Raw genomic sequence first — 22,259 nt, 5'->3', positions numbered from 1 at the left:
TGAGAGGCCCTGCCATGTCCCGTTCCGAAATCCTCTTCGCCCACGCCCAGAAGCACATCCCCGGCGGCGTCAACTCGCCGGTGCGCGCCTTCAAGAGCGTCGGCGGCACGCCGCTGTTCTTCAAGCACGCGGCCGGCGCCTATGTCACCGATGAGGATGACAAGCGCTACGTGGACTATGTCGGTTCCTGGGGTCCGATGATTCTCGGCCACAGCCACCCGGACGTGCTCGACGCCGTGCGCCGCCAGCTGGAACACGGCCTGTCCTACGGCGCACCGACCGCCATGGAAACCGAGATGGCCGACCTGGTCTGCGCCCTAGTGCCGTCCATGGACATGGTGCGCATGGTCAGCTCCGGCACCGAGGCGACCATGAGCGCGATCCGCCTGGCCCGCGGCTTCACCGGCCGCGACAGCATCATCAAGTTCGAAGGCTGCTACCACGGGCATTCCGACAGCTTGTTAGTTAAAGCCGGCTCCGGCGCCCTGACCCAGGGCGTACCGAGTTCGGCCGGGGTGCCGGCGGCCTTCGCCAAACACACCCTGACCCTGCCGTTCAACGACATCGACGCGGTCGCGCAGATGCTCGGTGAAGTTGGTAACGAAGTGGCCTGCATCATCGTCGAGCCGGTGGCCGGCAACATGAACTGCGTACCGCCGGCACCGGGCTTTCTCCAAGGCCTGCGCGAACAGTGCGACAAGCATGGCGTGGTGCTGATCTTCGACGAAGTGATGACCGGCTTCCGCGTCGCCCTCGGCGGCGCCCAGGCGCATTACGGCGTGACCCCGGACCTGACCACCTTCGGCAAGATCATCGGCGGCGGCATGCCGGTCGGCTGCTTCGGCGGCAAGCGCGAGATCATGCAGTGCATCGCCCCGCTCGGCCCGGTCTACCAGGCCGGCACCCTGTCCGGCAACCCGCTGGCCATGGCCGCCGGCCTGACCACCCTGAAGCTGATCAGCCGCCCGGGCTTCCATGCCGAGCTGAGCGATTACACCGCGTGCATGCTGCAGGGCCTGCAGGACCGCGCCGATGCCGCCGGCATCCCCTTCGTCACCACCCAGGCCGGCGGCATGTTCGGCCTGTACTTCAGCGGTGCCGACGACATCGTCACCTTCGACGACGTGATGGGCAGCGATGCCGAGCGCTTCAAGCGCTTCTTCCACCTGATGCTGGACGGTGGCGTCTACCTGGCCCCCAGCGCCTTCGAAGCCGGCTTCACCTCCATCGCCCACGGCCAGACAGAGCTTGCGCTCACCCTGGACGCGGCCGAGCGCGCCTTCGCCGAGCTGAAAAAAAGCTGATGCAGTACAGCACTGTCCTGTCCGGCGGCATGCTGGCGCTGGCCTGTCTGGCCTGCGCCGTCGCCATCGGCAAGGCACGCAAGCGCTACGGCGAGGCCGATCAACCAGCGCTGTTCTGCGCCCTGCTCGGCTTTCTCCTGACGGCTGCGGCTGCGGCTGCCTCCGTCGGCGAGCCGAGCTGGCAGGCGGCCCACCTGTGGCTGAGCCAGGCCAGCAGTTTTCTCGGCCTGCCGCTACTCGGCGTAGCCGCGCTGGCCCTGGGCCGCGGCTGGGCCTGGAGCCGGCCGAACTGGGGGCGCGTGGTGCTGGGACTGTGCGCCTTCTTCGAACTGTTCCGGCAGATGAACCTGCTGGAGGACTACCGCCTGCTGCTCAACCTGGCGACCCTGCTGCTGATTGTCTATGCCGGCGCCATCCAGTGGCCGCGGCGCACGCCGGCATACGCCGCGACGGTCGTGGTCGGCCTGTTCTTGCTGGGCACACTGGCGGTCGGCAGCGACGGTTTGATCGGTCCGCTGCGCCGCACCGACCTGCTGCAGGCCGTGCTGACGCTGGCCTATCCGCTGCTGGCCTGGCTGCTACTGAGCCTGCCGGGCCATGCAGAGGATTGCGTCAATCGAGAAAACCCCGTAAAGACTTTGTAAGAACGCCACTGCTTATTTCATAATGCCAACGCCGACGCACCTTGTCGGCCGGGTTCGACCCCGCACCGCTTCCCGAGGTACACGGATTTCCATGAAATGCACCGGCCGCACCCTATCTCTGGGCTGCCTGCTGCTTCTTCTGCCGCTACTCGCGTTCGCAGGCGGCAACACCTTGCTGATCCCCGCAACTGGCAGTTGCTCGCTGAACACCTCGCCCGAAGAGCTGCCCGACGCACTGGTCGCCTGCCAGCAAGCGGCGCAGAACGGTGATCCGCAAGCCGGGTACGAACTGGGCGAATTCTATTACGACGGCAAGCGCGCGCCACGTGACCTGGCGCAGGCGCTCAACTGGTTCGAACAGGCTTCGCTGCAGGGCCATGCCCAGGCGCAATACCGCCTGGGCATGATGTTCTTCCGCGGCGAAGGCGTGCCGGCGAACAACGTGCAGGCCTATATAGTGCTGAAAATGGCGGCGGTGAATGGCTCGGATGAAGCCATGGACAGTGCCGACCTGGTCTCGGAGCGCATGCAGCGCGAGGAACTGGAACTCGCCGGCCAGGTACTCGGCGAGATATTCCGCAACTACCTGCTGGAACTGCAGGCGGCCGACGGCCAATCGCCGTTCGCACCGCTGCCCTGAATCGTAGGAGCCAGCTTGCTGGCGATTGCATCATCAGACAGCGATCGCCAGCAAGGACTCGGCGCCCCCCTGGCTCCTACAGGCTTACTTATCCGGCATCGGCATGGGAAACGGCATGACATTGCCACCACCCTTGGCCTCGCTGATCTTCGGCGTGCCCAGGCGCTCGACCTCGTCGATACGAATGATCGCGTGCATGGGCAAGAAGCTGCGCACCACGCCGTCGAACTGGGCCTTGAGTTTCTCTTCGCTGGGATCGACCACCACCTGGGTCCGCTCACCGAAGACAAACTCCTCCACCTCCAGGAAGCCCCACAGATCGCTCTGAAAGATCTGCTTGGCATACATTTCGTACACCTGGCCCTGGTTGAGGAAAATCACCTTATAGATGGGTTCGCGCTTGCTCATGGATGGAAGTCTAGACTGGAGGGGAAATAAGAGGGCGCAAATCATAGCACAGCCACCGGGCAGGCAATGCCTGCAGCCTCTCAGACTTAACGCTGTCCTGCTACGGACGGCTAAGTCCGACAGGCGGCTAGGAACCCAGCCGTTCGGCCACTATAATGCGCGGTTCTTCGAATCACCCTTTTGAGCGCGCATGACCAAGAAGCTTTATATCGAAACCCACGGCTGCCAGATGAACGAGTACGACAGCTCGCGCATGGTCGACCTGCTGGGCGAACATCAAGCCCTGGAAGTCACCCAACGCGCCGAAGACGCCGATGTGATCCTGCTCAACACCTGCTCGATTCGCGAAAGAGCCCAGGACAAGGTGTTCTCCCAGCTTGGCCGCTGGCGCGAGCTGAAGCTGGCCAACCCGGAGCTGGTGATCGGCGTCGGCGGCTGCGTGGCCAGCCAGGAAGGTGCGGCGATCCGCGACCGCGCGCCCTATGTCGACGTAGTCTTCGGCCCGCAGACCCTGCACCGCCTGCCGGAGATGATCGCCGCCGTGCGCAGCACCAAGCTGCCGCAGGTGGACATTTCCTTCCCCGAGATCGAGAAATTCGACCGCCTGCCCGAACCGCGAGTCGACGGTCCCAGCGCCTATGTCTCGGTGATGGAAGGCTGCAGCAAGTACTGCACCTTCTGCGTGGTGCCCTATACCCGTGGCGAGGAAGTCAGCCGACCACTGGCCGACGTCCTCGCCGAAGTGCTGCACCTGGCCGAAAACGGCGTGCGCGAAGTCACCCTGCTCGGCCAGAACGTCAACGGCTACCGCGGCGACACCGCAGAGGGTCAGCTCGCCGATTTTGCCGAATTGCTCTATGCCGTGGCCGCCATCGACGGCATCGACCGCATCCGCTACACCACCAGCCATCCGCTGGAATTCTCCGACGCGCTGATCCAGGCCCATGCCGAGATCCCCGAACTGGTGAAATACCTGCATCTGCCGGTGCAGTCGGGCTCCGATCGCATCCTCGCCGCCATGAAGCGGGGTCACACCGCGCTCGAGTACAAGTCGCGCATCCGCAAGCTGCGCGCGGCGGTGCCGGACATCCTGATCAGCACGGACTTCATCATCGGCTTCCCCGGCGAAACCGAGAAAGACTTCGAGCAGACCATGAAACTGGTCGAGGACGTCGGCTTCGACTTCTCCTATTCCTTCGTCTACAGCGCGCGCCCCGGCACCCCGGCGGCGGACCTGAGCGACGACACCCCGGAAGATCTGAAAAAGCAGCGCCTGGCGATCCTGCAACAGCGCATCAGCCAGCAAGGCGCCGAAAACAGCCGACGCATGGTCGGCACGCTGCAGCGCATCCTGGTCAGCGACTACTCGAAGAAGGACCCCGGTATGCTCCAGGGCCGCACCGAGAGCAACCGGGTGGTCAACTTCCGCACCGACAACCCGCGCCTGATCGGTCAGTTCGTCGACGTGCATATCGACGACGCCCTGCCCAACTCGCTGCGCGGCAGCCTGCTCGGCGAGTGAACAGCCCCGCCATGCACGGGGTGCGCCGCGTGCAGCCTACGCGGGGCAACGCCAATTTCAACTGCAAGCCGAACCCACAGCAGACGATGCTAAAGTTGCAGCAGTCCGAGCTTTCCCGCGCGCACTGCTAGCGGTATTCTTCGCTTCACTACCCCAGCCGACTGGCGGCCATCAAACGACCTTGAACGCACCCATAGAACCACATCGCTTTATCCTCGAGCCCTTTGAAGCTCGCCGCTTTGCCAGTCTCTGCGGGCAGTTCGACGAGCACCTGCGCCTGATCGAACAGCGCCTGGCCATCGAGATCCGCAACCGCGGCAACCAGTTCGAACTGATCGGCGCGCCGGAGCAGACCAACTCCGCCGAACAACTGCTGCGCCGCCTCTACCGCGAAACCAAAAGCACGGAGCTGTCACCGGACATGGTGCACCTGTTCCTGCAGGAATCCGGTATCGAGGAACTGGCCAACCCCAACGCCGAGACCAGCATCGCCCTGCGCACCCGCAAGGGCATGGTTCGCCCGCGCGGGGTCAACCAGCAGCGCTACGTCAAAGCCATCCTCGAGCACGACATCAACTTCGGCGTCGGCCCGGCCGGCACCGGCAAGACCTACCTGGCGGTGGCCTGCGCGGTGGACGCCCTGGAGCGCGAGCAGATCCGGCGCATCCTGCTGGTGCGCCCGGCAGTCGAAGCCGGCGAGAAGCTCGGCTTCCTGCCCGGCGACCTGTCGCAGAAGATCGACCCCTACCTGCGCCCGCTGTACGACGCACTCTACGAAATGCTCGGCTTCGAGCAGGTGGCCAAGCTAATCGAGAAACAGGTGATCGAGGTCGCACCGCTGGCCTATATGCGCGGCCGCACCCTGAACAACAGCTTCATCATCCTCGACGAGAGCCAGAACACCACCATGGAACAGATGAAGATGTTCCTCACCCGTATCGGCTTCGGCTCCACCGCGATCATCACCGGCGACATCACCCAGGTCGACCTGCCGCGCGGCACCAAGAGCGGCCTGACCCACGTCATCGACGTACTGCGTGACGTGCCGGGCATCAGTTTCACCCATTTCAAGCCCAAGGACGTGGTGCGCCACCCCCTGGTCCAGCGCATCGTCGAGGCCTACGAACGTTACGACGATCGGGTTCACGGCAAGCTGATCGACGGGCAGGACAACGGCAATGCTTGAACTGGACCTGCAAGTCGCCACCCAGGCTGCCGACTTACCGAGCGAGGCGCAGTTCCGCACCTGGTGCGAAACCGCCCTGCGCCAGCGCACGGCCGATTCCGAGCTGACCATCCGCCTGGTCGATGAAGCCGAAGGCCTCGAACTCAACCACACCTACCGCCAGCGCGACTACGCCACCAACGTGCTGTCCTTCCCTGCCGACGTACCCGACGGCATGCTCGACATCCCCCTGCTCGGCGACCTGGTGATCTGCGTGCCGGTGCTCGAGCGCGAGGCGCTCGAGCAAGAAAAATCCCCGCAGGCGCACTGGGCGCACCTGGTGATCCACGGCTGCCTGCACCTGCTCGGCTACGACCACATCGACGACGCCGAAGCCGAGGAAATGGAAGCACTGGAACGCACACTGCTCGCCGAACTGGGTCATCCCGACCCCTATGCCGACGACCAATAATTGCCCATCAGCAAGGATCCCGAGTAACCCCCATGAGCGAAGACCGATCGAGCAACGAGCCGAAGTCCTGGTTGAACAAACTGACCCAGGCTTTTGCTCATGAGCCGAAAAACCGCCAGGAACTGCTGGAAGTACTGCGCGAAGCGCACCAGAACAAGCTGCTCGACAGCGAAGCGCTGGCCATCGTCGAAGGTGCCATCCAGGTCGCCGACCTGCAGGTTCGCGACATCATGGTCCCGCGCTCGCAGATGATCAGCATCAAGGCCAACCAGACCCCCAAAGAATTCCTGCCCTCGATCATCGACGCCGCCCACTCGCGCTATCCGGTGGTGGGCGAGAGCCTGGATGACGTGATCGGCATCCTCCTGGCCAAGGACCTGTTGCCGCTGGTGCTGCTGGACCAGCAGCCGAATTTCAACATCAAGGACGTGCTGCGCCCGGCGACCTTCGTCCCCGAGTCCAAGCGCCTCAACGTGCTGCTGCGCGAGTTCCGCGCCAACCACAACCACATGGCCGTGGTGATCGACGAATACGGCGGCGTGGCCGGGCTGGTGACCATCGAAGACGTACTCGAGCAGATCGTCGGCGACATCGAGGACGAACATGATGTCGAGGAAGACAGCTACGTCAAACCGCTGCCCAGCGGCGATTTCCTGGTCAAGGCACTGACCCCGATCGACAGCTTCAACGAGTCCTTCGACACCCAGTTCTCCGACGACGAGTTCGATACTGTCGGCGGCCTGGTGATGAGCGCCTTCGGCCACCTGCCCAAGCGCAACGAAGTGACCGAGATCGGCGAATTCCGCTTCCGCGTACTCAACGCCGACAGCCGCCGCATCCACCTGCTGCGCCTGACCCCGCTGGTGCGCTGAGGCTCTGCCCGCCTTTTTCGTAGGAGCCAGCTTGCTGGCGATCAGCGGCGACGAGAATCGCCAGCAAGGACTAGGCGTCCCCCCTGGCTCCTACAACTGCTGCATCCGCCAGCAGCACCTTCCCCCCTTCCGCATTCCGCTCTACCCTTGCGCCACCTCCAATCCAAGGATCTGCATACAATGCACTGGATAACTCGCTCCGGCTGGCCGGGCAACCTGATCGCCCTGGCGGCCGGCGCCATCACCCCGCTGGCGCTGGCGCCGTTCGACCTGTGGCCGCTGGCACTGCTCTCGATTGCCCTGTTTTATCTCGGCCTGCGCGACCTCAACCCACGCCAGGCGGCGTGGCGCGGCTGGTACTACGGCTTCGGCCTGTTCGCCGCCGGCACCAGCTGGGTCTACGTCAGCATCCATGACTACGGCGCCGCCTCGCCGGCCCTGGCGGCCTTTCTGACCCTCGGCTTTGTCGCCGGCCTGGGCCTGCTGTTGGCCCTGGCCGCCTGGCTGTGGGCGCGCTGGCTGCGCCGCAGCGAAGCACCACTGGCCGATGCCCTGGCCTTCGCCGCCCTGTGGCTGGCCCAGGAAGCCTTTCGCAGCTGGTTCCTCACCGGTTTTCCCTGGCTCTACGCCGGCTACAGCCAACTCGACGGCCCATTGGCCGGACTCGCGCCCATCGGCGGGGTATGGCTGCTGTCCTTCGTCCTGGCCTTGAGCGCCGCGCTGCTGGTCAACCTGGCGCAACTGCGCGCGCGCAAGGCCTTTCTCGCCACAGCCATGCTGCTGGCCGCCCCCTGGATCGCCGGCCTCGCCCTCAAGGGTCACGCCTGGACTACGCCTGGCGGCGAACCGCTCAAGGTCGCGGCCATGCAGGGCAATATCGAGCAGAACCTGAAGTGGGATCCGGCCCAACTCAACGCCCAACTGGCGCTGTACCGCGACCTGAGCTTCAGCGCCGCACCGACCGACCTGATCATCTGGCCGGAGACAGCGGTGCCGGTACTCAAGGCACAGGCCGCCGGCTATCTCGACGCCATGGATCGCTTCGCCAACGAGCGCCAGGCCGCGCTGATCACCGGCGTGCCGATCCGCCAGGCCAACGCGCGTGGCGAGCCGCGCTACTACAATGCGGTCAGCGTGTTCGGCCAGGGCGACGGTGACTACCTCAAGCAGAAACTGGTGCCCTTCGGCGAGTACGTGCCCCTGCAGGAAGTGCTGCGCGGGCTGATCGCCTTCTTCAACCTGCCGATGTCGGATTTTGCCCGCGGCTCGCCCGAGCAGCCGCTGCTGCAGGCCAAGGGCTACAAGATCGCCACCTTCATCTGCTACGAAGTGGTCTACCCGGAATTCGCCGCGGGGCTCGCCGCACAGAGCGAGCTGTTGCTGACGGTGAGCAATGACGCCTGGTTCGGCAGCTCGATCGGCCCGCTGCAGCACCTGCAGATGGCCCAGATGCGTGCCCTCGAAGCCGGACGCTGGATGATCCGCGCGACCAACAACGGTATGACCGTACTGATCGACCCCTTCGGCCGGATCACCGAGCAACTGCCGCAGTTCGAACAAGGCGTGCTCTATGGCGAGGTGGTGCCCATGCAACAGTTGACGCCTTACCTGTACTGGCGCGGCTGGCCGCTGCTGGCCCTCTGCACCCTGCTGTTCGCCTGGGCGCTGCTGGCCGGACGCATGGCCAGGACGCTGTAGCTGCCGATTGGACGAGCTGCCTGCTTGCGTAGCCCGGATTTTATCCGGGCTACGGACTGCAACTTACGGCTGGCCGTAGACCCAGGGATAGATCAACAAGCCCAGCGCCTCATTGAGCAACAGACTGCTCTGCCACAGCGCCTTGCTTTCCGGCAGCCAGCCACCGGCAGGGCGGCCGTTGGCTACGCCAAGAAAGCCAACCGGCGCGCTCACCACCTGAAAACCCGCCTGTTCGAAACACCAGCGCGCCCTGGGCATATGCCAGGCCTGGGTGACCAGCAACACACGCTCGACCCCGTCCTTGTGCAACAGTTCGGCGCTGTGGCGCGCGTTCTCCCAGGTGGTGCGGCTCGCCTCTTCCTGCCAGCGCACCGACAGGCCGTAATCACGCGCCAGCACCCGAGTCATCAGGGCGGCCTCGCTGGGCGGCTGGCCATAATGCAGGCCGCCACTGATCGCCAGCGGCACGCCCGAGGCCTTGGCCAGGCGTGCGGCATAGCGCAGGCGCTCCAGGGCCATCGAACTGGGCTGATCATCGCCCCAGGCCGGATCACCCTGCTCGCGCCCGCCACCGAGCACGACAATCGCATCCACCTGCTGCGCCAGATCGACCCAGCGGGCCTCGGCCAGCGCCGGCTCACGCTCCAGCAGACGCGCCGACCATTCCACCGCGACTGGCAGGCTCATCAACCACAGCCCGCCCAGCGCCAGGCCGAAACAGCTGGCGGCCACGCGCGGAAAACGCTTGCGCAACCACCAGGCGACAAGCAACGCGAGCAGCAAGACGCCCGGCGGCAGCAACAGTTGTTTGAATATGTATCGAATAGCCATCGGACACCTCCCGGGTGCCCGGCAGCCTAACGTTGATCGCTCGCCCGGAACAGCTGCGAACCACAGGAAGTGCAGGCGTGCACGCCCTGGCCTGGGCGCCAGTTGGCAACCACACCGCATAGTGCGCAACACAACTGCACCCGGCGCTTGACCAGCGGTTTGATCTTGCCGAGTGGCTTACCCGCCGTTCTCAGCGTGGCACGGTTGGTCTTGGCGGCGCGCGCGGGCCAGTGTTCGATCACCGCCAACTCCTCGGCCGCGGCATGCCAGCCACGCAACCAATTCAGGTCATGATCCATATAGGCACGAATCAACTCCAATTCAGCCGCAGTCAGGTCGCGCAATTCCAACTCATTCGGCGCCTTGGTAGACAGACGAGCCATATTGTCGGCTTCATCCAGCGCCACTGACAGGCGCTGCAACAACCGTTCATATAGCCCCCCCGACCCCGACGCCTCTGCTCGTCGCAATTCACCCATCCAGTCACCTCATGCCGGACTCGATCGTCCGGCTCATATATCAAGCTTAGCGGCAGGCTTTGAACCAGCCCGGCGCCGCGACAAACGGCGATGCGTCGGCCTTGGCGCCTGCCTTGCAGTGCAATCAGGGTTTCCCTCAGTTGCGGGGGGTCATGTATGCTACGGCGTTTCCCGAAAGTCCCTTTCCTTAGCGCCAGTAGCCATGCACGAACAGTATCAGCCACGCGAAATCGAAGCCGCCGCGCAATCCCACTGGGACTCGCAAAAATCCTTTGTAGTGAGCGAACAGCCAGGCAAGGAAACCTTCTATTGCCTGTCGATGTTCCCCTACCCCAGCGGCAAGTTGCACATGGGCCATGTGCGCAACTACACCATTGGTGACGTGATTGCCCGCTACCAGCGCATGCTCGGCAAGAACGTGCTGCAGCCGATGGGCTGGGACGCTTTCGGCATGCCGGCGGAAAACGCCGCGATGAAGAACAAGGTCGCGCCCGCCAAGTGGACCTACGAAAACATCGAGTACATGAAGACCCAGCTGAAGAGTCTGGGCCTGGCCGTCGACTGGTCGCGCGAAGTGACCACCTGCAAGCCGGACTACTACCGCTGGGAACAATGGCTGTTCACCCGCCTGTTCGAGAAGGGCGTGATCTACCGCAAGAACGGCGCGGTCAACTGGGATCCGGTGGACCAGACCGTACTGGCCAACGAGCAGGTCATCGACGGCCGCGGCTGGCGCTCCGGCGCGGTGATCGAGAAACGCGAAATCCCCATGTACTACTTCAAGATCACCGCCTACGCGGAAGAACTCTTGAGCAGTCTGGACGACCTGGATGGCTGGCCGGAACAGGTCAAGACCATGCAGCGCAACTGGATCGGCAAATCCCGCGGCATGGAGGTCAGCTTCCCCTATGACCTCGCCAGCATCGGCCAGGCCGGCGCACTGAAAGTCTTCACCACCCGCCCCGACACCCTGATGGGTGCGACCTATGTCGCGGTGGCGGCCGAGCATCCGCTGGCGACGCTGGCCGCGCAAGGCAATGCCGAGCTACAGGCCTTTATCCACGAATGCAAAAGCGGCAGCGTCGCCGAAGCCGACGTGGCCACCCAGGAAAAGAAAGGCCTGCCCACCGGCCTGTTCGTCGAACATCCGCTGACCGGTGAAAAGCTGCCGGTGTGGGTCGCCAACTACGTGTTGATCCACTACGGCGACGGCGCGGTGATGGCGGTACCGGCCCACGACGAGCGCGACTTCGAGTTCGCCCACAAGTACCACCTGCCGATCAAGCCGGTGATCCGCACCAGTGCCGGCGACCAGACGCCCGCGCCCTGGCAGGACGCCTACGGCGAGCACGGCAGCCTGATCAACTCCGGCGACTTCGACGACCTGGATTTCCCGGGTGCCTTCGACGCCATCGAAGTCGCCCTGCAGAAGAAAAACCTCGGTCAATCGCGCACCCAGTTCCGTCTGCGCGACTGGGGCATCAGCCGCCAGCGCTACTGGGGCTGCCCGATCCCGATCATTCATTGCGACAGCTGCGGCGACGTGCCGGTGCCGGAAGACCAGTTGCCGGTGGTGCTGCCCGAAGACGTGGTGCCGGACGGCGCCGGTTCGCCGCTGGCGCGCATGCCGAACTTCTACGAGTGCAGCTGTCCGACCTGCGGCGCGCCGGCCAAGCGCGAAACCGACACCATGGACACCTTCGTCGAATCGTCCTGGTACTTCGCCCGCTACGCCTCGCCGCAGTACAGCAAAGGCATGGTCGACCCGGCCGCTGCCGACCACTGGCTGCCGGTGGATCAGTACATCGGCGGTATCGAACACGCGATTCTGCACCTGCTCTACGCGCGCTTCTTCCACAAGCTGATGCGTGACGAAGGCCTGCTCAACTCCGACGAGCCGTTCAAAAACCTGCTGACCCAGGGCATGGTGGTGGCCGACACCTACTACCGCGTGCTGGAAAACGGCGGCAAGGACTGGTTCAACCCGGCCGACGTGGAAATCGAGCGCGACGCCAAGGGCAAGGTCATCGCCGCCAAGCTGAAAAGCGACGGCCTGCCGGTCGAGATCGGCGGCACCGAGAAGATGTCCAAGTCGAAGAACAACGGCGTCGACCCGCAAGCCATGATCGATGCCTACGGCGCCGACACCTGCCGGCTGTTCATGATGTTCGCCTCGCCACCGGACATGAGCCTGGAATGGTCGGACTCCGGCGTCGAGGGCGGCAGCCGCTTCCTGCGTCGCGTCTGGCGTCTGGCCCAGGCCCATGTCAGCCAGGGCCTGCCCGGCGGGCTGGACAAGGCCAGCCTGAGCGACGCGCAGAAAGAGGTGCGCCGCGCCATCCACCTGGCCATCAGGCAAGCCAGCGTCGATATCGGCCAGCACCACAAGTTCAACACCGCCATCGCCCAGGTGATGACCCTGATGAATGTGCTGGAAAAGGCCGCCCAAGACACCGCCCAGGATCGCGCCCTGCTCCAGGAAGGCCTGGAAAGCGTGGCCCTGCTGCTGGCCCCGATCACCCCGCACATCAGCCACCAACTGTGGCTGGAACTCGGCCACCAGGGCGCGATCATCGACGCCCAGTGGCCGGCAGTGGATGAGTCGGCGCTGGTGCAGGACAGCCTGCAGCTGGTGATCCAGGTCAACGGCAAGCTGCGCGGCCATATCGACATGCCGGCCGCGGCCACCCGCGAGGAAGTCGAAGCAGCGGCACGGACCAACGAAAACGTATTGCGCTTCACCGAAGGCCTGAGCATCCGCAAAGTGATTGTGGTGCCGGGCAAGCTGGTCAACATAGTCGCCAACTAAATAGTCGCCAACCGACAAAGCTCGACGCGGCGCCAAGCGGCGCGTCGAGAGGTTGGCCAAGGGGATAGCAAAGATGATGAAACGGAATCTGTTGGTAATCGGTCTCGCTGCGCTGCTCAGCGCCTGCGGCTTCCAGCTGCGCGGCACCGGTGACGTCGAGTTCGCCCTCAAGGAACTCGATGTCAGCGCGCGCAACGCCTATGGCGATACGCTCAAGCAGGTGCGTGAAGTGCTGCAAGACAACGGCGTGCGCGTCCACCCCGGTGCCGCCTATCACCTGGTGCTGAGCGACGAGCAGGAAAACCAGCGCACCGCCAGCTACACCAGCTCGGCACGCACGGCCGAATACGAACTGACCATGACCCTCGATTACGAGATTCGTGGCGCCCAGAACCTGCTGCTGACCAGCAACCAGCTGGAAGCGCAGAACTTCTACGCCCAGGACGGCAACAACCTGGTCGGCTCCGACCAGGAAGCAGTGCAACTGCGCAGCGAAATGCGCCGCGAGCTGGTGCAGCAACTGGTGCAGCGCCTGCAACAGGTCACCCCGGCCCAGCTCGACCAGCTGCAACAGAGCGCCGAAGCCAAGGCCAAAGCCGAAGCCGATGCCCTGGAGGCCGCGCGCCAGCGTGAAGCCGCCCAGCCGCAGCAGTCGCCCGTGCAACTGCCGACCCCCAGCCAGTAGACCGGCCGGGGTCGCAGCCGCGGTCCCGCCTGTTAGCGCCCGATGAAACTCAACCCCGCACAACTCGGCAAACACCTCCAGGGCAACCTGGCGGCGGTGTATGTGGTCAGTGGCGACGAACCGCTGCTGTGCCAGGAAGCCTGCGACGCGATTCGTGCCGCCACCCGCGAGCAGGCATTCAGTGAACGCCAGGTATTCAACGCCGACGCCAGCTTCGATTGGGGCAACCTGCTGCAGGCCGGCGCCAGCATGTCGCTGTTCGCCGACAAGCGCCTGCTGGAGCTGCGTCTGCCCTCCGGCAAGCCAGGCGACAAGGGCGCGGCCGCCCTGCTCGAATACCTGGCGCGCCCGCCGGAAGACACCGTGCTGCTGATCAGCCTGCCAAAACTCGACGGCAGCGCACAGAAGACCAAGTGGGCCAAGGCCCTGATCGACGGCCCGCAGTGTCAATTCGTGCAGATCTGGCCGGTGGATGCCCACCAGCTGCCGCAATGGATTCGCCAACGCCTGGCCCAGGCAGGCCTGAGCGCCAGCCAGGAGGCGGTCGAGATGATCGCCGTGCGCGTGGAAGGCAACCTGCTCGCCGCCGCCCAGGAAATCGAGAAACTCAAGCTGCTCGCCGACGGTGGGCAGATCGAGGTCAGCACGGTGCACGCCGCGGTGGCCGACAGTGCCCGCTTCGACGTGTTCGGCCTGATCGATGCGGCGCTCAATGGCGAAGCCGCCCACGCCTTGCGCATGCTCGAAGGGTTGCGCGGCGAAGGAGTCGAGCCGCCGGTCATTCTCTGGGCGCTGGCTCGCGAGATCCGCCTGCTCGCCACCATCGCCCAGCAATACGGCCAGGGCATGCCGCTGGACAAGGCCTTCAGCTCGGCGCGTCCACCGGTCTGGGACAAACGCCGACCACTGGTCAGCAAGGCCCTGCAGCGTCTTTCCGCCGCACGCTGGGCCGCGCTTCTGCAGGACGCCCAGCGCATCGACGCGCAGATCAAGGGTCAGGCCGCGGGCGATCCCTGGAGCGGCTTGCGCATGCTGACCCTGAGCCTGTGCGGGCAACGCCTGAGCCTGCCCAGCGACCCCGGACGGTAACCCGCCCACGACTGTATCCGGGGAAGCTGGAAAGGATTGCGCCCCGAGTCTGAGCGCTTTTCAACCGCCGCCGCTGTTTCCGGCGATCGGGCGTTTCGCCCAGCCTTCCAGCGTCCCTTCCGGCTGTCGGCTGGACATTTTTTAACCAACGGATCATCATTCACGCACCCGCGCCTCGCGGGCCGCCAATGAGGATCCAGCATGGCCAAAAACCGCAAACAGCACCCGAACAGGGCCAAATCCCTGATTGCCCAGCCGCTGTTCCGCTGTCGTCAGGAAAAACCCGGCAAAGGCAAAGGCAGCTACCGCCGCGAAGCCTCCCAGCAAAACTGGGAGGCTTCAGTCCTTCTGGCCGCCTGAAACCCTGCTGTGGCCCGCCTGGCAGCTCAACCGTGCTAAGGTAGCGGCCTGCAAAAAAACGCCTTGAGACCACCATGCCCAACCTGCTACTTCGCAGCCTGAGCCACATCACCTCGGCCTGCCTCCTTCTGCTCCTGACGGCTTGTGCCGAAGCGCCCGCGCAATCGCTGGCCACTGTTGCCGACAGCCCGAGCAGCACCTCGAACAAGCAGCCTGAGCCGGCGCCTGCCGCCGCAAAACTCAGCTTCGCCGACTGGCGCGCCCTGCTGCGCAGCGATGCGATTGCCGCCGGCATCGACCCCGCGCTGTTCGATCGTGCCTTCGCCGGCGTCAGCCCCAATCCCGACGTACTGGTCGCCGACAGCAGCCAACCGGAATTTACCCGTCCGGTGTGGGAATACCTGGATGGCGCTGTTTCCCCCCAGCGCGTCGCCCGCGGCCAAAGCCTGCTGCTGCAACACGGCAACACCCTCGCGCGCATCGAAACACGTTACGGCGTGGACCGCGAAACCCTGGTGGCAATCTGGGGCCTGGAGAGTAACTTCGGCAGCAATATCGGCACGCACAACGTGATCCGCTCGCTCGCCACCCTGGCCTACGAAGGCCGCCGCCAGGTGTTCTGGCGCAGCCAGCTGCTTGCCGTGCTGCAGATCCTCCAGCATGGCGACATCACCCCGGAACGTCTGGTCGGCTCTTGGGCCGGTGCCATGGGCCAGACCCAGTTCATGCCCACCACCTACAACGAACATGCCGTGGATTTCGACGGTGATGGCCGCCGCGACCTCTGGAGTTCCACGGCCGACGCCCTGGCCTCGGCCGCCCATTACCTGCAGGCCTCGGGCTGGCAGAAAGGCCAACCCTGGGGCTATGAGGTGCGCCTGCCGCAGGCCTTCGACTACAGCCTGGCCGACCCGGAAGTGCGCCGCAGTCTGGCCGAATGGACAGCGCTGGGCATCGAACCGCTCACGCCGCCACCCCAGTACCTGGCAGCCGAAACCATGGCGACCCTGCAACTGCCGGCCGGTCATCGCGGCCCGGCCTTCCTGCTGCTGAGCAATTTCCGCAGCATTCTCAAATACAACAACTCGACCGCTTACGCCCTGGCCATCGGCTTGCTGGCCGACGGCCTGCGCGGGGGCGAAGGCGTAGGTGCCGCCTGGCCCCGCGAGGAGCGCCAACTGGGGCGCAGCGAGCGCATCGAACTGCAGGAACTGCTGGCCCAGTACGGCCTGGAGCCGGGACCGGCCGACGGCATCATAGGCGCCAACACGCGCAAGGCCGTGCGCGCCTTCCAGCTACAACTGGGCTGGCCGGCCGACGGTTACCCGACCCAGGAGCTGCTGGTGCGCTTGCGTTCACCACTCTGAGCGAGCATGGCCGAACTATTCGGCCATGCTCTGTCCCGAGCCGCCCATCTCCGCCGGCAGGTCCCGCAGCTTCGGCAGCCCATCCCTGATCGGCAGTACCGCCTCCTGATAATGCACGTGAAGCGCCGGCCGGTACGTCAGCTGCGGGATAAGCGCGGCATACACATCGACCAAGCCCATGCCCGGGTGCTCGGTAAACAGGTGGCCGCCGCAGCGCTTGCACCACTTGCGGCTACTGCCCGGCGTCTTGTTGTAGCTGTCGATATTATCGGCGCCGCGGGTCACGCTCAGCGCCTCGGGCGGCCACAGGGTGAAGGCATTGACCGGCCCTGCCGACCACTGCCGACATGACTGACAGTGGCAATAGCCCATCGCCACCGGCTCGCTGCTGACCGTGAATTCGACCGCGCCGCAGAAACAGCGGCCCTGGTAAAGCTGTTCGCTACTCATGCTTGTTCTCCTCTTGTACAGACGGCATGACGGCTAGTCGTCGATCTGGCGCAGGCTGCAGGCCGGCGTCCGCCGCACCTGCAATTCGAAGATGTCGGCGCGCGCGTAATGCCCGCTGACATCCAGGGTGCGCCGCGCCGGCGCCACCTGGGCGACATCGATGTCGGCATACAGAATGCCTTCCTCGCGATGCAACGGACCGGCCACCAGCCGACCCATGGGATCGACCATCAGCGAATCACCATCATTGATCCATTCCTGCGGATCGGCAAACAGCTGCTCGCGGCCGGGAAAGTCCCCGGGAATGTCGCTGCCGCGCAGCACGGTGCCACTGCCGAGCACCCAGCAGCGGCCTTCGAGGGCAATGTGGCGCAGGCTGCCGATCCAACTGTCGCCACTGTCGTAGGTCGGCGCGATGTAGATCTCCACGCCCTGGGCATAAAGTGCGTAGCGTGCCAGCGGCATGTAGTTCTCCCAGCAGATCAGCGTGCCCAGGCGACCGACCGGAGTATCCACCGTGCGCAGCCCCGCGGCATCGCCGACCGCGTGCACCATGCGCTCGGGGTTGGTCGGCATCAGCTTGCGGTGGCGATTGAGCAGCGCGCCGTCGGCACCTATCACCACCACGCTGTTGTAGAGGGTGCCGCCACCCCGGCCCCGCTCACACTCATTGAGCCCACAGACCACGGTAACGCCATGCTCGCGGGCCGCCCGGTACAGGGGGTCGAGATCCGCGCCGGCGAGGTCCACGGCATTGGCCAGCAGTCGCGCATGCAGCTGGCTCAGCAACGCGCCATCCCGGCCCGGGGCCAGGCGCCAGATCCACGACGGGTAACCGGGAATGAACAACTCGGGCAAGACCACCAGCGCGGCTCCCGCCGCGGCGGCTTCGGCGACCGACTGCAGTGCCCGCGCCAGGGTCGCGGCGCGATCGAGCAACACGGGTGGGCGCTGGATGATGGCAATCATGCTCATGATGACCTCCTCTGCGTGGACGCTATTGGCTATCGACAGCCTCAGCCTGCGCCTGGCAAATCGACCGTACTAGTCCAGAATCTGAAGTGTTGGGATCATCTTGGACGGCATGATGGACGTCAGCTATGGGCAGTTTTGTACGGTCGCACGCGCCGCCGAGGCGCTGTGCGAGCGCTGGACGCCGCTGCTGGTGCGCGAGTTGCTGTGCGGCAGCAGACGCTTTAACGACCTGCACCGCGGCGTACCGCGCATGTCCACCAGCCTGCTGAGCCAGCGCCTGCGCCACCTGGAGGAGCTCGGCGTGGTGCGGCGCACGGCCAATGGCAAGGTCTGGGAGTACAGCCTGACCGAGGCGGGCGAGGATTTGCGCCCGATCATCATGGCGCTCGGCCACTGGGGGGCGCACTGGATTGGCAGTCGCCTGCGCGACGACGAACTCGACGCCGGCCTGCTGATGTGGGATGTGCGCCGCTTCGTGCGCATCGCCGAGTTCCCGCCGCGACCGGTGGTCATCCACTTCAGCTTCCGCGACGCGCGGCCTGGCGAGCAGCAGTGGTGGCTGCTAGTCGAGCAAGGGGTGGCCGACCTGTGTCGCGACGATCCCGGCCGCGAACCCTGCCTGGTGGTGGATGCCAGCGTACGCGCCCTCACCGATATCTGGAGCGGCGAGCGCAACCCCCAGCAAGTGCTGCAGAACGGCGAATTGCGGGTGCTGGGGAAACCCGCGGATGTACAACAACTCTGGCGCTGGCTCGGCACCAGCGCCTTCGCCAGCACCCGCCGCCAGGCCCTTCAGGCCGCACGACGCTCGACGGACTGAACGGTCAGCTTCTGTGATAAACTGCGCGGCGGCCACAAGCCGCCTCGTCCACGGAGCCTCTAGCGGAGCCCAGATTGCCGATGTCCGATACCTCCCCGCCAAAAACCGTCGCCAGCGGCGAAAAATTCCGCACCACCCAGGGCATCACCGCGATCAAGGACGGGCAGAAGCGCCGCGCCTCGAGCGAACCCCAGGTGTTCGAACCCAAGCCCAAGTGGCTGCGGGTCAAGGCCCCCGGCGGCAGCCGCTTCGAAGCGGTCAAGCGCAATGTCGGCGAACACCGCCTGAGCACCGTGTGCCAGGAATCCCACTGCCCGAACATGGGCGAATGCTGGTCCAACGGCACCGCCACCATCATGCTGATGGGTTCGGTGTGCACCCGTGCCTGCCGCTTCTGCGCGGTGGACACCGGCAACCCCAACGGTTGGCTGGATCAGGAGGAGCCACAGAACACCGCCAAGTCGGTGGAGCTGATGGCGCTGCGCTATATCGTGCTGACCTCGGTGGACCGCGACGATCTGGACGACGGCGGCGCAAGCCACTACGCCGCCTGTGTACGGGCGATCAAGGAGCGCACCCCGCAGGTGGTGGTGGAAGCCCTGACCCCGGACTTCGACGGCGATCTGCAGGCCATCGAGCGAGTAGTGGACTCCGGCCTGGAGGTGTTCGCGCAGAACGTCGAGACGGTCAAGCGCCTGACCCATGAAGTGCGCGACCCCCGCGCCGGCTACGAGAAGACCCTGCGCGTACTGGAACACGCCAAGCGCCATCGCCCGGCAATGCTGACCAAGACCAGCCTGATGCTGGGCCTGGGCGAAAGCGACGAGGAAGTCCTGCAGACCATGGATGACCTGCGCGCCATCGGCGTGGACATCCTCACCCTCGGCCAGTACCTGCAGCCGACCCGCAACCACCTGCCGGTCAAGCGCTGGGTCAGCCCGGAAGAGTTCAATCGTTTCCGTGACCTCGGCCTGCAGAAGGGCTTTATGGAAGTCGCCGCCGGCCCGCTGGTACGCTCCAGCTACCGCGCCGACAAGGTGTTCGAGAAGAACAACCTGGGCCTGGCCGCCCCTGTGCCGGTGCCGGGCCAGCAGCTCGACAGCAGCCTGATTCCGACCCTCAATCTGAACTGATCGGGCCGCACAACGCCTGACCCCGGGCTTTGCCTGGGCTCAGGCGTTTGTTTATCCGCAATCAGGCCATTGAAAAGGCAATGTTCCCGTACGCATCGGCGCACAGATGCAGGGGCCGGCTTCGTAGGGTGCGCCGTGCGCACCAATGCCAACAACATCGGTGCCGCCCCAAACGCCTGGTGCGCACGGCGCACCCTACCGATTTCGGCCGCAGCGAGCAGTGTCATGCTTCCCCACCCTCCATCCCTGAGTACGGTGGATAAGCCAAGGCTTAGCCGTCTATTGCGCCCGCCAGAGTCTGCTGCTCTGCATAGTCGAGGTGCTTGACCAGCTGTTCACGCAGCCGCGCACTGACCTCGGAAAACTCTATCGGCCCCGTCACCTGATCGGCCAGCTGGGTCATGGCCATGCCGGCGTAACCACAGGGGTTGATGCGCTGGAAGGGCTGTAGGTCCATATCCACATTCAGTGCCAGGCCATGGAAGCTGCGACCGTTGCGGATACGCAGCCCTAGCGAGGCGATCTTCGCCCCATCCACATACACCCCGGGCGCGTCCGGTTTGGCACTGGCGCTGACGCCATAGCTGGCCAGCAGATCGACCAGGCTGCGCTCGATCCGGCTGACCAGCTCGCGCACGCCAAGACCGGAGCGGCGCACGTCCAGCAGCAGGTAAGCCACCAATTGGCCGGGGCCGTGATAGGTCACCTGGCCGCCGCGATCGACCTGTACCACCGGGATATCGCCGGGCAGCAGCAGGTGTTCGGGCTTGCCGGCCTGGCCCTGGGTAAATACCGGCGGATGCTGCAACAGCCAGATCTCATCCGCCGATGCGGCATCGCGCTCATTGGTGAAGCGTTGCATGGCCTGCCAGGTCGGCTCGTAGTCGACCAAGCCGAGCTCGCGAAAGCCGAGCGGCAAGCTCATCAGAGCACCATGTGCACGATACCGGTCGCGCGCAGGGCACTATTGATATCGCGCAGCTGATCTTCACCGGTTGCCACGATGTGCAGCTGCACAGTGGTGTACTTACCATTACTGCTCTGGCGCTCGGCCAGCGTACCGAGATCGACCTTGGCATATTTGCTGAGGATTTCGATCACCATGCTCTTGTAATTGGCACCACTGTCGCCAACCACCTTGATCGGGTAATCGGCGCAGGGGAATTCGATTTTGTGCGATTTGATGTCAGCTTGACTCATGGCAGTAACGGCCTCGTAAGCCGTGGCAACAACAACGCCCCTGCGGGTCGGCAGGAGCGTGCAGGTCACGCTATCAGTTGAACAACCCGAAGAAGAACAGACGAATGCTATCCCACAGACGACGGAACAGGCCACCTTCCTCGACGGTTTCCAGGGCCACCAGATCGGCGCTGTGCACCACCTCATCACCCAGTTTGACCTCAACCTTGCCGATCACATCACCCTGCTGGATCGGTGCAATCAGTTGCGGATTCATGGTCATGCCGGCTTGCAGCTTGTCCAGCTGGCCCTTCGGCAGGGTCAGACTCAGGTCTGCCGCCAGACCGGCCTTGAGCTGACGAGTGGCGCCTTTCCAGACCTGGGCCTGGGCCAGTTCCTGGCCTTGCTTGTAGAAGGTACGGGTCTCGAAGAAGCGGAAACCATAGGTCAGCAGCTTCTGGGTTTCGGCGGCGCGGGCCGACTCGCTGACGGTACCGAACACCGAGGTGATCATGCGCGCACCGTCACGCACGGCGGAGGCCACCAGGCAGTAACCGGCTTCCTCGGTATGGCCGGTTTTCAGGCCATCGACGGTCTTGTCACGCCACAGCAGCAGGTTGCGGTTGCCCTGCTTGATGTTGTTCCAGAGGAACTCCTTCTGCGCGTAGATGGCGTAGTGTTCCTGGTCTTCGTTGATGATGGCGCGGGCCAGGATGGCCATATCGTGGGCACTGGAATAGTGCTCCGGATGCGGCAGACCGGTGGCGTTCATAAAGTGGCTGTTGCTCATGCCCAGACGCGCAGCGGTTTCGTTCATCATGTCGGCGAAAGCGTCTTCGCTGCCGGCAATGTGCTCGGCCAGAGCAATGCTGGCGTCGTTGCCCGACTGGATGATGACGCCGTGCAGCAGGTCGTCCACGCTGGCCTGGCTGTTCAGCGGCAGGAACATGGTGGAACCGCCGGAGGCTGCGCCGCCGGTACGCCAGGCGTGCTCGCTGATCGGCACCAGATCCTGCGTGCCGATCTTGCCTTTGCGGATTTCCAGGGTGGCGATGTAGGCGGTCATCAGCTTGGTCAGGCTGGCCGGCGGAAGGCGCTGGTCACCATTGTTATCCACCAGCACCTGGCCGGTGGCGGCGTCGAGCAGCACATAGGATTTGGCGGCCAGTTGCGGTGGTGCCGGAATCGCCATCTCGCTGGCCCAGGCGGCTGGCGCGCAGAGCAGCAGAAGTGACAAGCAAACGCGTTGGGCAAAGCTGGTGATATTCATCTGTCTCTCTAGATTACTAATGGTCGAACAGGCCCCAAGGGGCAAATCAGGTGAAGCTGGCAGCCGCAGCATGCTGCGCTTCCAGCC

Annotated in this window: 23 protein-coding genes; 15 read left to right on the top strand and 8 right to left on the bottom strand. The window is 64.7% G+C overall.

The window, feature by feature from the left end; all coding sequences use genetic code 11:
• Window positions 1-14: 14 nt before the first annotated feature.
• The 3 genes from hemL to G9C89_RS17060 all read left to right on the top strand — a co-directional run bounded on the left by hemL (window position 15) and on the right by G9C89_RS17060 (window position 2,588).
• The gene (gene hemL / locus G9C89_RS17070; RefSeq protein WP_172150145.1) at window positions 15-1,304 is read left to right on the top strand and encodes a glutamate-1-semialdehyde 2,1-aminomutase; all 1,290 of its coding nucleotides are present in this window, start codon (window positions 15-17) and stop codon (window positions 1,302-1,304) included.
• The gene (locus tag G9C89_RS17065) at window positions 1,304-1,948 is read left to right on the top strand and encodes a hypothetical protein (protein WP_172150143.1); all 645 of its coding nucleotides are present in this window, start codon (window positions 1,304-1,306) and stop codon (window positions 1,946-1,948) included. Before hemL ends, G9C89_RS17065 begins: the two co-directional genes overlap by 1 nt.
• Before the next feature lie 91 nt (window positions 1,949-2,039).
• Window positions 2,040-2,588: a tetratricopeptide repeat protein gene (locus G9C89_RS17060; protein WP_172150141.1), complete on the top strand. Its 549-nt coding sequence runs from the start codon at window positions 2,040-2,042 to the stop codon at window positions 2,586-2,588.
• A gap of 84 nt (window positions 2,589-2,672) precedes the next feature.
• Here the strand turns inward: G9C89_RS17060 and G9C89_RS17055 are convergent, their stop codons facing one another.
• A complete protein-coding gene (locus G9C89_RS17055) occupies window positions 2,673-2,996 on the bottom strand; it encodes a DUF1820 family protein (protein WP_079204654.1) in 324 nt (107 codons plus the stop codon).
• 190 nt (window positions 2,997-3,186) lie between these two features.
• On the opposite strand from G9C89_RS17055, the gene miaB reads away from it, so the two are divergent.
• From miaB to lnt, 5 genes are all read left to right on the top strand, one after another.
• Window positions 3,187-4,518 (top strand): tRNA (N6-isopentenyl adenosine(37)-C2)-methylthiotransferase MiaB, encoded by a 1,332-nt coding sequence (miaB, locus tag G9C89_RS17050; RefSeq protein WP_172150139.1) that lies wholly within the window; start codon window positions 3,187-3,189, stop codon window positions 4,516-4,518.
• Window positions 4,519-4,699: 181 nt separating this feature from the next.
• On the top strand, window positions 4,700-5,704 hold the full coding sequence (locus G9C89_RS17045) for a PhoH family protein (protein ID WP_172150137.1): 1,005 nt from the start codon (window positions 4,700-4,702) through the stop codon (window positions 5,702-5,704).
• Entirely contained in the window at window positions 5,697-6,155 is a 459-nt protein-coding gene (ybeY, locus tag G9C89_RS17040) for an rRNA maturation RNase YbeY (RefSeq protein ID WP_172150135.1), read from the top strand. Before G9C89_RS17045 ends, ybeY begins: the two co-directional genes overlap by 8 nt.
• A gap of 32 nt (window positions 6,156-6,187) precedes the next feature.
• Window positions 6,188-7,027, top strand: coding sequence for an HlyC/CorC family transporter (locus G9C89_RS17035; protein WP_172150133.1), 840 nt, complete (start codon window positions 6,188-6,190; stop codon window positions 7,025-7,027).
• Between the two features lie 180 nt (window positions 7,028-7,207).
• Window positions 7,208-8,725 carry an apolipoprotein N-acyltransferase gene (lnt, locus tag G9C89_RS17030; RefSeq protein ID WP_172150131.1) on the top strand — a complete coding sequence of 506 codons (1,518 nt, stop codon included), beginning with the start codon at window positions 7,208-7,210 and terminating at the stop codon, window positions 8,723-8,725.
• 63 nt (window positions 8,726-8,788) lie between these two features.
• Here lnt and G9C89_RS17025 read toward each other — a convergent pair whose 3' ends face one another.
• Both G9C89_RS17025 and G9C89_RS17020 read right to left on the bottom strand, forming a co-directional pair.
• Window positions 8,789-9,556 carry a YdcF family protein gene (locus tag G9C89_RS17025; protein WP_172150129.1) on the bottom strand — a complete coding sequence of 256 codons (768 nt, stop codon included), beginning with the start codon at window positions 9,554-9,556 and terminating at the stop codon, window positions 8,789-8,791.
• A gap of 26 nt (window positions 9,557-9,582) precedes the next feature.
• A complete protein-coding gene (locus G9C89_RS17020; RefSeq protein WP_172150127.1) occupies window positions 9,583-10,035 on the bottom strand; it encodes a hypothetical protein in 453 nt (150 codons plus the stop codon).
• A gap of 202 nt (window positions 10,036-10,237) precedes the next feature.
• Between G9C89_RS17020 and leuS the strand changes: the two genes are divergently transcribed.
• From leuS to G9C89_RS16995, 5 genes are all read left to right on the top strand, one after another.
• Complete coding sequence (gene leuS, locus G9C89_RS17015) at window positions 10,238-12,844, top strand: leucine--tRNA ligase (RefSeq protein ID WP_172150125.1); 2,607 nt, start codon at window positions 10,238-10,240, stop codon at window positions 12,842-12,844.
• Between the two features lie 73 nt (window positions 12,845-12,917).
• The gene (locus G9C89_RS17010) at window positions 12,918-13,529 is read left to right on the top strand and encodes an LPS-assembly lipoprotein LptE (RefSeq protein ID WP_172150123.1); all 612 of its coding nucleotides are present in this window, start codon (window positions 12,918-12,920) and stop codon (window positions 13,527-13,529) included.
• A 42-nt stretch (window positions 13,530-13,571) separates the two neighbouring features.
• Window positions 13,572-14,618, top strand: coding sequence for a DNA polymerase III subunit delta (gene holA / locus G9C89_RS17005; RefSeq protein ID WP_172150121.1), 1,047 nt, complete (start codon window positions 13,572-13,574; stop codon window positions 14,616-14,618).
• A 201-nt stretch (window positions 14,619-14,819) separates the two neighbouring features.
• Entirely contained in the window at window positions 14,820-14,978 is a 159-nt protein-coding gene (gene arfA / locus G9C89_RS17000) for an alternative ribosome rescue factor ArfA (RefSeq protein ID WP_172150119.1), read from the top strand.
• A gap of 74 nt (window positions 14,979-15,052) precedes the next feature.
• Window positions 15,053-16,345, top strand: a complete 1,293-nt coding sequence (locus G9C89_RS16995; RefSeq protein ID WP_172150117.1) for a lytic murein transglycosylase — start codon at window positions 15,053-15,055, stop codon at window positions 16,343-16,345.
• Between the two features lie 15 nt (window positions 16,346-16,360).
• Here G9C89_RS16995 and G9C89_RS16990 read toward each other — a convergent pair whose 3' ends face one another.
• Together G9C89_RS16990 and G9C89_RS16985 are read right to left on the bottom strand one after the other, a co-directional pair.
• Window positions 16,361-16,795, bottom strand: coding sequence for a GFA family protein (locus tag G9C89_RS16990; protein WP_172150115.1), 435 nt, complete (start codon window positions 16,793-16,795; stop codon window positions 16,361-16,363).
• A gap of 33 nt (window positions 16,796-16,828) precedes the next feature.
• The gene (locus G9C89_RS16985) at window positions 16,829-17,770 is read right to left on the bottom strand and encodes a carbon-nitrogen hydrolase family protein (RefSeq protein ID WP_172150113.1); all 942 of its coding nucleotides are present in this window, start codon (window positions 17,768-17,770) and stop codon (window positions 16,829-16,831) included.
• 112 nt (window positions 17,771-17,882) lie between these two features.
• Between G9C89_RS16985 and G9C89_RS16980 the strand changes: the two genes are divergently transcribed.
• Together G9C89_RS16980 and lipA are read left to right on the top strand one after the other, a co-directional pair.
• A complete protein-coding gene (locus G9C89_RS16980) occupies window positions 17,883-18,590 on the top strand; it encodes a winged helix-turn-helix transcriptional regulator (RefSeq protein WP_172150111.1) in 708 nt (235 codons plus the stop codon).
• Window positions 18,591-18,670: 80 nt separating this feature from the next.
• On the top strand, window positions 18,671-19,723 hold the full coding sequence (gene lipA, locus G9C89_RS16975; protein WP_172150109.1) for a lipoyl synthase: 1,053 nt from the start codon (window positions 18,671-18,673) through the stop codon (window positions 19,721-19,723).
• Window positions 19,724-19,994: 271 nt separating this feature from the next.
• On the opposite strand, the gene lipB is transcribed toward lipA, so the two are convergent.
• The 3 genes from lipB to G9C89_RS16960 all read right to left on the bottom strand — a co-directional run bounded on the left by lipB (window position 19,995) and on the right by G9C89_RS16960 (window position 22,172).
• On the bottom strand, window positions 19,995-20,648 hold the full coding sequence (gene lipB / locus G9C89_RS16970; RefSeq protein ID WP_172150107.1) for a lipoyl(octanoyl) transferase LipB: 654 nt from the start codon (window positions 20,646-20,648) through the stop codon (window positions 19,995-19,997).
• Window positions 20,648-20,923, bottom strand: coding sequence for a DUF493 domain-containing protein (locus G9C89_RS16965; protein WP_172150105.1), 276 nt, complete (start codon window positions 20,921-20,923; stop codon window positions 20,648-20,650). Before G9C89_RS16965 ends, lipB begins: the two co-directional genes overlap by 1 nt.
• Window positions 20,924-20,996: 73 nt before the next feature.
• Window positions 20,997-22,172 carry a D-alanyl-D-alanine carboxypeptidase family protein gene (locus G9C89_RS16960; RefSeq protein WP_172150103.1) on the bottom strand — a complete coding sequence of 392 codons (1,176 nt, stop codon included), beginning with the start codon at window positions 22,170-22,172 and terminating at the stop codon, window positions 20,997-20,999.
• Between the last annotated feature and the right edge of the window lie 87 nt (window positions 22,173-22,259).

The sequence above is a fragment of the Pseudomonas tumuqii genome (assembly GCF_013184545.1).
In the GTDB taxonomy this organism is placed as follows: domain Bacteria; phylum Pseudomonadota; class Gammaproteobacteria; order Pseudomonadales; family Pseudomonadaceae; genus Aquipseudomonas; species Aquipseudomonas tumuqii.
Note: the sequence above shows the minus strand (reverse complement) of the source record. Positions and strands in the feature narration are given on the sequence as shown.